The following is a 9,699-nucleotide window of genomic DNA, read 5'->3' as shown; positions in this document are numbered from 1 at the left end:
GCCGCTGGCTCCGCCCCCACCTGTCCGTGTCTAGCTCTTCAGCGAGACCGGCTTTTCCCCCGTCTGCCAGAAGGCGAGCAGATTGCCATCCGGGTCCAGAAAGTCGGCTGACCAGCCGCCGGGTGCCTCGCTGACCGGGGTGACGATAGTGACGCCTTGCGCGGCGAGCGCCGTGATGAGGTCCTCAATGCCGCCAGCCTTCAGATCAAACACGACAATCGGCGTATTTCCGGGACGCACATCGTCTGACTGGAAGAAGATGAGTTGGGATGTCTCTGACAGGGTCGCCGTCAGCCAGAAGGGGTCAGCGCCTTCCTGACGGGCGACATCAAGGCCCAGCGTGTCACGGTAGAAGCGCTCGGTCCGCTCGATGTCGGAAACGTTGAAGACAATGCTGATTTCATGCGGTGCCGGTATCATGGCTTTCGTCCTTGGCTAGTCCACGCGCGCCTGCCGCGTGTGGGCATCATCGTGTTGCCGTGCCCGCCGGTTTTGTGAGCGCAGGTGTACGAAAAACCAGAAGATTGCCATCCGGGTCATAGGTCGCAAACGTAGCCTGCCGCCGCGAAACCACATCAAGCAAGCCCCGCCGCAAAACACCGTGCGCAAGATCCGGGCGCAGCGCCAGAAGCGCTCCTGCCTCGATGCCGCTAGCCTTTGCAGCACGTTTGAGATTCTGAAGCCGCTGGCGCAGGGCTGTATCGGCAAGACCCAGCGCCGAACGGATTTCCGCGCGCGTGTGACCTGTCAGAACCAGGGCTGCGACCGGGCGCAAGGCACGCGGCAGCCCGGCAACCCATGCGCCAAGCGTCATGTCAGCACGGTCCCGTTCGGTATCGGCAAAGGTTTCGGGGGCCAGCACTGCCTCACGGGATTTACGCCGCATGGCGCCGCGCGCACGCATCCGCGCCTGATTGCGGATGACCCCGTTCAGCCAGAGCCGGTTCGCAGGATCATCCAGATCGCTCCGCCCGGCTTCAAACGCGGCCAGCATGGCGTCCTGAACAATGTCCTCGGCCTCATGGGCAAGGCGTGCATGACGGCGCGCAGTGTTCAGCAGGCGCGCATAGACGCTTTGCATGGGCGCGGCGCTGCGGGTGCTAGTGTGCGACCAGCAAGGACGGACCGTCCTTGGCCGCAAGAAGCGTCCGCGTCACGCCGCCAAAGATGAACTGGGCAAGGCGCGAGTGCCCATAGGCCCCGGCGACCAGCAGGTCGGCGCCCGAAGCGGCCTCCAGCAGGGCCTCGCCGAGGCTACCCTTGCCCTCGACCGCCTGCGATGTCGCCTTGATGCCGCGCGGTGCAAGCCAGTTGGCCAGCCGGTTGGGCGCCGCAGCGGCACGATCGGCATAATCGAGGTTTTTCGGGCTGTGCAGGATCGTCACCTCCACCCCTTCGGTGAAAAAGGCGTCAGCTGCAAAGGCGGCGCGGGACGCTTCACGCGACCCGTCCCAGGCGACGCAGATTTTCTTTGGAGGTATCGTGCCACCGCGCGGCACGAAGAGCGGGCACGCCTCATCGACCAGACAGGACGCAGTGAAACCCGACAACGGCCCCTTCCCCGCTGCTGCGTCCGGGCAGGCGACCAGCAGCCGGACGAGCCGGGCCTGCTGGGCTGCCTCCGAAGGGCTGTCGGTAACGCGGCGGAAGGAGGCATTGACGCCCCGGTCCGCCATGTTTTCCAGATGGCGCTTCATGCGCGCTTCAGCCTCGATGGCGGCCTTGGCCGCTTCCTCGCGCACCGCCTCGATGGCGCTGGTCACAACAGATGCCCCTGCAGCACCCGGACCGGTCCACAGCATGTAGCTGGCAGGATCGGGCTCGACGAAAACCGCACGGATATCGGCACCGACAATCGGAGCCAGCGCGCAAGCCGCCGCGAGCGGCGTGTCGTCGGCTTCATCGCCCTGCAAGGCCACGAGAATGCGTTCCGGGTTCATGACGAACCTCCATGCTTTTCGGCTGCGATGCTTGAACTTACGCGATTTCGTTCTAGACCGGGAGACCAGAAGCTGGTCCGCGACACGATTACCCACATGCCCCCACGCCCCAAGACCGCACCGCCTCCCAGAGCCTGGCAGCGCATGCTGTCGGGGCGCCGGCTTGATCTGCTGGACCCGTCCCCCTTCGACATCGAGATTGCAGACATCGCCCAGGGCCTTGCGCGGGTTGCCCGGTGGAACGGCCAGACGCTGGGTGACCACGCCTTCTCCGTTGCCGAACACAGCCTGATCGTGGAGCGCCTGTGCGGCGAGATGGAGCCGCAATGGCCGGCCCGCTGGCGCCTGGCAGCGCTGCTGCATGATGCGCCTGAATACGTGATCGGAGACATGATCTCCCCCTTCAAGGCCGCGCTGGGCCTCGACTACACGCTCTTTGAAGCCCGCCTTGAACGCGCGGTGCACACGCGCTTTGGCCTGCCTGCGAGCCTGCCGCGCGGCGTGAAGGCCACGATCAAGAAGGCCGACCGGCTGTGCGCCTTTTTCGAAGCGGTCCAGCTGGCCGGTTTCACGGTGGAGGAAGCCCGCGAATTCTTCGGCAAGCCTCCGCTGGGCCTGCGCGTCGACATTCCGGTCCGGGCGATCGGCGAGGTGCAGGACGCCTATATCGACCGCTTTGAAGCCCTGCTCGGCGAGATGGACGCGCAGGAACGTGACCAGACAGGATTGTCCAGTCCATGAGCCCTTCCCGTCCGCCGCTTGCTTCCACCAGCCTCGTCGTGGGCCTCAACGCGGTGATCATCGCGGGCGAGGATGGCGAGCCGCGCGTGCTTGTCACACAAGGGCTCGCTACGCCGGAAGCTGCCCTGCCCTTCGGTCCGTTCGATCCCGATGCGCACCGCACTTTCGAAATCGGCCTTCGCGAATGGGTGCGCGGACAGACCGGATTCGAGCTGGGCTATGTCGAGCAACTTTACACCTTCGGTGACAGGGGCCGCGAAGCGCCTCTTGCTGCTCTGACGGGCAGTGCTGGCGCGCGGGTGATCTCGGTCGGCTATCTGGGTCTTGCACGCGAAGCGCGCGAACTCACCGGTATCGGCGCACGCTGGGCCAGCTGGAACGAGTTCTTCCCCTGGGAAGACCACCGCAACGGACGCCCGGCCCTTATCGACGAAGTGCTGGCGCCTGCCTTGCGCAGCTGGGCCGATGAGGCGGGAGCGCCGGGCAGCAGGCTGGCGCGCATTGAACGTGTCCGCACCCATTTTGCCCTCGATGGCCTGATCTGGAACGAGGAACGCGCGCTCGACCGCTATGAATTGCTCTACGAGGCAGCACTCGTCGCTGAAGCCGCCCGCGACCGGGGCGAACCGGGCCGCACACTGGGTGGAACGGGCCAGATCATGGCCTCTGACCATCGCAGGATCCTCGCTACGGCGATTTCGCGCCTGCGCGGCAAGGTGAAATACCGCCCCGTGGTCTTCGAACTGATGGGAGACAGCTTCACCCTCTCCGAACTCCAGCGCATGGTGGAGGGCATTTGCGGATTCCCGCTGCACAAGCAGAATTTCCGCCGGGCGCTCGACCGCACTGGCTTCGTTGAAGGCACGGGCCATTTCGAAGCCCGCACAGGCGGACGTCCCGCAGAGCTCTACCGCTTCCGCAAGGATGCTGCCCGCAATCAGCCCGCCCTCGGACTGGCCATTCCACGCCTGAAGTGAGCCGCGCTTGACAATGCGAACGAACGTTCGCACATAAGCGGAATGAGCACAGAGCGCCCTACCCGGACCCGTATCGTCGAAACTGCGTTGGAGGAGATTGCCAAGGGCGGTCTTGCCACCTTGTCCATCGGCCATCTCGCCAAGGCTTGCGAGATGTCCAAAAGTGGGCTCTTCGCCCATTTTGGCGGCCAGGAAGCCCTTCAGGTTGCCATTATTGAGGCAGCCATCGAGCATTTCCGACAGCAGGTCGTTGAACCGGCCCGCCAGCAAAGTGGAACGCTGGCACGCATTGATGCGCTGGCCACCAACTGGACCGGCTGGCTTCTGCGCGAGCCCGTCCGCCCCTGCCCGATCCTGCAGGCAGCCTTCGAGGCACCTGCCCTGACCGGGCAGGCCGCAGCGCTTGCCCGTCAGGCCCGCAGGGGCTGGACAGATTGGGTCGAAAGACTCGCCAAGCTCGCCATCCATGAAGGCGGATTTGCCGGTTCGGTAAATGCAACCCGCTTTGCCTTCCAGTTCGAGGCCATCGGGGTCGGGTGCCAGTCGTGGGCCGTCATACAGGGGCGGGACGAGGCGCGCCGCCTGACCATGGACAGCTTCGCCGCGCTGATTGCCAGCGCCCGCGCCTGAGACCGCCATGAAAACCGCAATCCTGATGGCCAATACAATGGCCGTGCTCGCGCCGCACCGCTTTCGCAAGATTGCCGGCAGCCGCTTCATCCGCCCGCGCGTGCGCCAGCAGACCGATACAGGCCGCGATTTCCTCGCCTCGCTGGAAGCCGGCTGGATCGAGGGTCCGCTGGGACAGCAGCGCATCTATCAGGGCGGCGTTGGGCCTGTGATCTTCTTCCAGCATGGCTGGGAAGCCGATGCTGCCGACCTTTCCAGTCATGCAAAGCACCTGATGGAGGCCGGCTACCGGGTGGTTCTCATCGACGGACCCGCTCACGGTCAGTCCGAAGGCACGACCGCCACCCTGCCCCTGTTTGCCGCCGGCGTGGCCAGCACCGCCGCAACGCTCGGCCAGCCCTTTGCCATTGTCGCCCACTCCATGGGCGCTGCGTCCAGCGTCGTCGCGATGAGTGAAGGCGAGGTCAGGCCGCAAGCCCTCATCGCGCTGGCATCACCTGCCTCGCTCGCCGGGAATATCCGGTTTTAGGCCGGTTCCATGGGACTATCAGACCGGGCGATCCGTCTGATGCAGGAGGGCGTCGAATACAGGCTGAAGACACCGGTCGCGCGCTTTGACATTGCCCGCGACGCCCCGTCCATGACGGCCAAAGCCCTGTTCGTCTATGGCGATAATGATGTGATCGTTCCCGTCAGCGCGGGCGAAGAAGCGGCCCGGCACTGGCCGGATGCCCGTTTCGTGGTGAAGCCAGGACTCGGCCATCGCGGGGTCTTGCGCGATCCGGACGTTCTGTCGGAGGTTGAAGGCTTCCTCGATCAGGTCCGCAAGACGGTTTAAGTTTCGTTGTCGTCATTGGCTTTCTGGCCGGTTCCCAGCCGGGAACCACCAGCAACGACAAGCCCGCCAATGAGCGCGCCAAAGAGGATAAAAATCAGCTCATCAAACAGCAGCCAGCCGAAAAGCGCACCAATGATCGCACCGCCCGCGCTGAAACTGGCTGCCTTGGCAGTCGAATCCTGCCCCCCGGCGCCCGCCGATGGTGAATTCTCATCTGACATGCAATGCCCTCCCTGACCGCTAACCTAGGCAGAGTTTAGGGCCGAACGGCTCGCTGACAAACGCACCACGCCTCAGGCGCCGATGACGCCCCCGTCGAGACGGCGGATTGCGACTGTCGCCGAGCGCGGCAGGCTGCGCCCGCCATCGGGCCAGTGACTGTCGAAATTGCCGGCGGCGAAGTCAGCCTCGGACGTGTTTGCACCGGGGTGCTGAACGTTCACGAACAGCGTGCGCTGATCGGGCGTCATCACGGCCCCGGTGATTTCGCAGCCGACAGGCCCCGTCAGGAAGCGGCGGATCTCGCCCGTTTCGGGATTGGCGACCAGCATCTGGTTGTTACCGAACGGGGCATAGTCGCCGCGGTTGAGCGAGCCGTCTGAAATGTCACACTGGATCCACAGACGCCGGTCCGGATCGATCCAGAGCCCGTCCGGGCAAGCGAAAACGCTGTCTTCGCCGAGCGGATTGCCGTTCATGTCGCGGCTGTCGCCTTGCGGCCCTGCCAGCACGAAAATGTCCCACTCAAACCGGGGGGAAGCCTGGTCACCATCGGCTTCGTTCCAGCGGATGATCGAGCCAAAGCTATTGGACGCGCGCGGGTTGGCAGCATCGGCTTCTTCGCGGCGCGAATTATTGGTCAGCGTGAAGTAGACCGCACGCGTTTCGGGATCGACCGCGCCCCATTCCGGCCGGTCCATCGGCGTCGCGCCGACAATGTCGGCCGCGCTGCGCGTGTTGGTCAGCACATCGCCCTGATCGGTAAAACCATTGCTCTCATCAAGCCCGTTCTGGCCATAGACCAGCGGCAGCCAGTCGCCGGTGCCATCCTCGTTGAAACGCGCCACGTAGAGCGTGCCTGTATCGAGAATTTCGCCGCGCGTCACACCCGGCTGGTAGAGGCCGTCGGACACGAATTTGTAGATGTATTCGAACGCGGAATCGTCGCCCGAATAGCATACGACCGGCTTGCCGGCCTCGACCGGGCCGAACACGACGCCTTCGTGGGCAAAGCGGCCGAGCGTCGTGCGCTTGACCGGCGTGGATTGCGGATCGAACGGATCGATCTCGGTCATCCAGCCAAACATGTTCGGCTCGTTGCGGTAATCGCCAGCGGGCGTCTCGGCCTTGGTCGAGGCGTCAAAGCGCACATAGCCGTCACCGCCATCGTCCGACAAATGCCAGTTATGGCGGCTGACATCAGTGCGCACGCCATGACGGGCATGCTCGCGCGGCAGCTCGGCGTCGGTATTGATGAAATAGCCCGACCAGTTCTCCTCGGCCGCCATGTAGGTATTCCACGGCGTCACACCGTGCGCACAGTTGGACAGGGTTCCGCGCGTGTGCGTGCCCTCCGGGCTGTAGCGGGTGACCATCTTGGCGTGGCCGCGCGCCGGTCCGGCGATCTCCATGCGGGTCAGGCCGGTAATACGGCGGTTGCGGGAATCGGGAACGATCTGCCAGCCGCCATTGCCATCGGCGCGCACGCGGACAACCGACACACCATGGGCATTCAGCTCTTTGAGGACCTGATCGGCATTGCGCGGACCGGCATGGTCAGGCGTGCCCCAGGAACTTATCGCGGTGCCTTCGGTAACACCGTAGTGCAGGAAGCGCGTCTCGATATACTCGTGGTTCATGACCAGAAGGCCGTCGGTCGAGCTGCCCTGCCACGGGCCTTCCTGTTCAATCGGGAAGAAGTGCATGCCATCATTGTGCATGCCGGCCTGATGACCCTGGTCGGCGCCGGAACTGTTCGGGCCGACTGCGGGAAAATCGCCGCTGATCGCATCGCCCCAGCGATAGATGATGCGCGCCTCATAGCCTTCCGGGACAACGATCGTGTCAGCAGACGATACCGGCACCGCAGTGAAACCTATGCTCGGGCCAGCCGATGCGACGTGCGCTTCGCGTGCGCCGCTGCAGGCCGCTAGCGGTCCGGCAAACATGCCCGTCACGGCAAGGCCGAGGCTGCCCCGCAGGAAGTTTCGGCGGTCGAGGCGTGCGCTGACCACATCGGCAAACGGCCGGTTGCCCGATCGATTGGTTTCCGGCTCGAAATCAGGATCGAGACGTTCGGCAAGGTCAGTCATGGGATGCTCCGGGGAGGAATCTGTTTTATCGCTGATATGGACCTAGCAGCAGCACATGACGAGAGCATGAAGTGCCGCTGACAGTGGCCCGGACGGTTTGCCGCAGTGCTACGCCATGGCCCTTGCCTTTGCCGTCATACCGCGCCAAGCCTTCGCGCATGAGCGATACTATCTCCGCGCCTGTCCTGCCATCACACGAAGCTGTGAACCTGGAGCAGGCTGCAGCCATACTGTCGAAGGGCGGACTGGTCGGCGTGCCGACCGAGACGGTCTATGGCCTTGCAGCAGACGCAACCAGCGCCAGCGCTGTTGCTGCGCTCTACGCCGCCAAGGGCCGCCCGCACTTCAACCCGCTCATCGCTCATGTCGATGGGCTGGAGCGCGCCACCTCCCTCATCGAGCTTTCGGCACAGGCCCTCGTACTGGCCGAAGCGGTCTGGCCCGGCCCGCTGACCCTCGTCGGGCGGCATCGCGCGCAAAGCCCGGTCTGCGATCTCGCCCGGGCGGGCCTCGATACACTGGCGGTACGCTGGCCGGATTCCCTGGCCATGGGCTGGCTGGTATCCCGGCTGGACAGGCCGCTGGCGGCGCCCAGCGCCAACCCGTCAGGGCGCATCAGCCCCACAACCGCCGCCCATGTCGCCGAAGGTCTCGGAGGCAGGATCGGGCTGGTGCTGGATGGCGGCCCGTGCCGCATGGGGCTGGAAAGCACCATTCTGGCCGATACCCCAGAAGGCCTTGTCCTCTTGCGCGCCGGTGCGCTTGCCGTCGAGCAGATCGAGGCGATTACAGGCAGCCAGCTGCAAGCAGCCGGGGCCGGCTCAGCGATTGCGGCGCCCGGCATGCTAAAAAGCCATTATGCGCCCAACGCGCCGCTTCGCCTGAACGTGACAGAACCGCGCGGCGATGAAACCTATCTCGCCTTCGGGCCATGGCGCGGTCGCGGCGCAAGCCGGGTGCTGGACCTGTCACCGGCAGGCGATATGACCGAAGCGGCAGCGCGCCTTTTTTCGCTCTTGCGCCAGGCTGACGCGATAGGCAAACCGATAGCGGTGGCACCTGTGCCGCAAAACGGGCTCGGTCTGGCAATCAATGACAGGCTGGGCCGCGCCGCCGCCCCGAAAGAATGAGAATTTCAGGCAGCAATTCGCGAGCCGAAGCGATGGACAGCACAGCTTTATCCCGCCCGCAGCGTTCGCGCTGGATACCCGACGGCGTGTACGTCGTGCGGTTTCGCAGCCCTGTCGACCAGTCGAGCGGCGTCGTGACGCTGCGCGGCGGGCGGGCCACAGGCGGCGATAGCAGCTTTTACTATGACGGCGTTCTGGAGGAAGACCCCGGCGGCCCGGTCGCGCGCATGCTGTTTGTGCGGTACCGCACTGGCTCGGTTTCTGTTGTCGGCGAAATTGATCGCTTTACCGTCACCTTCTCTGGCCGCTCGGAAGATAACCTGTTCTATCTCGAGGGCCGGATGAACGAAGCGCCCGGTCTGATTCTGAGCGCGATCATGAACCGCCTGCCCGTTGATCTCAACGCGGATGGACCTGAAGGAACGCACTCATGACGACCCTGCCTGCACCTCTGGCCGATATTGCCGCCCGGTTCCCGGCGCAGTCGTGGAGCACCGATCCGGCCGAGATCGAGTCCCATTCGCGCGACTGGCGCGGGCGCTATGCTGGCGGCACGCCGCTCGTGCTCAAACCCGGCTCAACCGCCGAGGCGGCGCAAATGCTCGCAGCCTGCAACGCCGCACGCATCGCGGTGATGCCACAAGGCGGGCTTACCGGCCTCGTCGGCGCCTCGACCCCGTCCGGCGAAGTGGCCTTCTCGATGAAGCGCATGAACGCCATCCGCGAGATCGACACCGCCAATGAATCCCTGACCGTGGAGGCAGGAGCCGTCCTGCAGACCGTGCAGGAAGCGGCCCGCGAGGCCGGAAAGCTCTTTCCGTTGAGCCTCGGCGCGCAAGGTTCGGCCATGATTGGCGGTCTTATCTCCACCAATGCCGGCGGGGTGCAGGTCCTGCGCTATGGCATGATGCGGGATCTGGTGCTGGGCCTTGAAGCCGTGCTGCCTGACGGGCGTGTACTCAACGGCCTCTCCGGCCTGCGCAAGGACAATACCGGCTACGACCTGAAACAGCTTTTCATCGGCGCTGAAGGCACGCTCGGCCTCGTCACGGCGGCGACGCTGAAACTCTTCCCCCTGCCCGCGTCCACCAGCGTCGCTATCGCAGCTGTCCGTGATCCTGAAGCCGCGGT

At 64.8% G+C, this 9,699-nt stretch carries 13 protein-coding genes; 8 read left to right on the top strand and 5 right to left on the bottom strand.

Features of this window, described 5'->3' with window-relative positions:
* Nucleotides 1-30 precede the first annotated feature (30 nt).
* Genes ACTS2Z_RS03145 through ACTS2Z_RS03135 form a run of 3 tightly spaced genes read right to left on the bottom strand, consistent with a single transcriptional unit; the run spans nucleotide 31 to nucleotide 1,940 of the window.
* Nucleotides 31-420, bottom strand: coding sequence for a VOC family protein (locus ACTS2Z_RS03145; RefSeq protein ID WP_442571777.1), 390 nt, complete (start codon nucleotides 418-420; stop codon nucleotides 31-33).
* A 46-nt stretch (nucleotides 421-466) separates the two neighbouring features.
* The gene (locus ACTS2Z_RS03140; protein ID WP_442571776.1) at nucleotides 467-1,081 is read right to left on the bottom strand and encodes an RNA polymerase sigma factor; all 615 of its coding nucleotides are present in this window, start codon (nucleotides 1,079-1,081) and stop codon (nucleotides 467-469) included.
* Between the two features lie 19 nt (nucleotides 1,082-1,100).
* A complete protein-coding gene (locus ACTS2Z_RS03135) occupies nucleotides 1,101-1,940 on the bottom strand; it encodes a universal stress protein (protein ID WP_442571775.1) in 840 nt (279 codons plus the stop codon).
* A gap of 144 nt (nucleotides 1,941-2,084) precedes the next feature.
* Here ACTS2Z_RS03135 and ACTS2Z_RS03130 point away from each other — a divergent pair, with 144 nt between their 5' ends.
* The 5 genes from ACTS2Z_RS03130 to ACTS2Z_RS03110 are packed head-to-tail and all read left to right on the top strand — an operon-like array spanning nucleotide 2,085 to nucleotide 5,126.
* Nucleotides 2,085-2,681: an HD domain-containing protein gene (locus ACTS2Z_RS03130; protein WP_442571774.1), complete on the top strand. Its 597-nt coding sequence runs from the start codon at nucleotides 2,085-2,087 to the stop codon at nucleotides 2,679-2,681.
* The gene (locus ACTS2Z_RS03125) at nucleotides 2,678-3,658 is read left to right on the top strand and encodes an NUDIX hydrolase (RefSeq protein ID WP_442571773.1); all 981 of its coding nucleotides are present in this window, start codon (nucleotides 2,678-2,680) and stop codon (nucleotides 3,656-3,658) included. Before ACTS2Z_RS03130 ends, ACTS2Z_RS03125 begins: the two co-directional genes overlap by 4 nt.
* A gap of 42 nt (nucleotides 3,659-3,700) precedes the next feature.
* Nucleotides 3,701-4,288: a TetR/AcrR family transcriptional regulator gene (locus tag ACTS2Z_RS03120; RefSeq protein ID WP_442571772.1), complete on the top strand. Its 588-nt coding sequence runs from the start codon at nucleotides 3,701-3,703 to the stop codon at nucleotides 4,286-4,288.
* Nucleotides 4,289-4,295: 7 nt separating this feature from the next.
* The gene (locus ACTS2Z_RS03115) at nucleotides 4,296-4,817 is read left to right on the top strand and encodes an alpha/beta hydrolase (RefSeq protein WP_442571771.1); all 522 of its coding nucleotides are present in this window, start codon (nucleotides 4,296-4,298) and stop codon (nucleotides 4,815-4,817) included.
* A gap of 9 nt (nucleotides 4,818-4,826) precedes the next feature.
* Nucleotides 4,827-5,126 carry an alpha/beta fold hydrolase gene (locus ACTS2Z_RS03110; RefSeq protein WP_442571770.1) on the top strand — a complete coding sequence of 100 codons (300 nt, stop codon included), beginning with the start codon at nucleotides 4,827-4,829 and terminating at the stop codon, nucleotides 5,124-5,126.
* Here the strand turns inward: ACTS2Z_RS03110 and ACTS2Z_RS03105 are convergent.
* Both ACTS2Z_RS03105 and ACTS2Z_RS03100 read right to left on the bottom strand, forming a co-directional pair.
* On the bottom strand, nucleotides 5,123-5,347 hold the full coding sequence (locus tag ACTS2Z_RS03105; RefSeq protein ID WP_442571769.1) for a hypothetical protein: 225 nt from the start codon (nucleotides 5,345-5,347) through the stop codon (nucleotides 5,123-5,125). The two genes, ACTS2Z_RS03110 and ACTS2Z_RS03105, sit on opposite strands and share 4 nt — an antisense overlap.
* Nucleotides 5,348-5,419: 72 nt before the next feature.
* Nucleotides 5,420-7,438, bottom strand: coding sequence for a PhoX family protein (locus ACTS2Z_RS03100; RefSeq protein ID WP_442571768.1), 2,019 nt, complete (start codon nucleotides 7,436-7,438; stop codon nucleotides 5,420-5,422).
* A 158-nt stretch (nucleotides 7,439-7,596) separates the two neighbouring features.
* Between ACTS2Z_RS03100 and ACTS2Z_RS03095 the strand changes: the two genes are divergently transcribed.
* The 3 genes from ACTS2Z_RS03095 to ACTS2Z_RS03085 all read left to right on the top strand — a co-directional run.
* On the top strand, nucleotides 7,597-8,568 hold the full coding sequence (locus ACTS2Z_RS03095; protein ID WP_442571767.1) for an L-threonylcarbamoyladenylate synthase: 972 nt from the start codon (nucleotides 7,597-7,599) through the stop codon (nucleotides 8,566-8,568).
* Nucleotides 8,569-8,600: 32 nt separating this feature from the next.
* Nucleotides 8,601-9,002 carry a hypothetical protein gene (locus ACTS2Z_RS03090; protein WP_442571766.1) on the top strand — a complete coding sequence of 134 codons (402 nt, stop codon included), beginning with the start codon at nucleotides 8,601-8,603 and terminating at the stop codon, nucleotides 9,000-9,002.
* A partial coding sequence (locus ACTS2Z_RS03085) for an FAD-binding oxidoreductase (RefSeq protein ID WP_442571765.1) occupies nucleotides 8,999-9,699 on the top strand: 701 nt, incomplete at its 3' end. The genes ACTS2Z_RS03090 and ACTS2Z_RS03085, both read left to right, overlap by 4 nt.

It is taken from the genome of Glycocaulis sp., from assembly GCF_052168375.1.
GTDB lineage: Bacteria > Pseudomonadota > Alphaproteobacteria > Caulobacterales > Maricaulaceae > Glycocaulis.
This window is presented reverse-complemented; position numbering and strand designations above follow the sequence as displayed.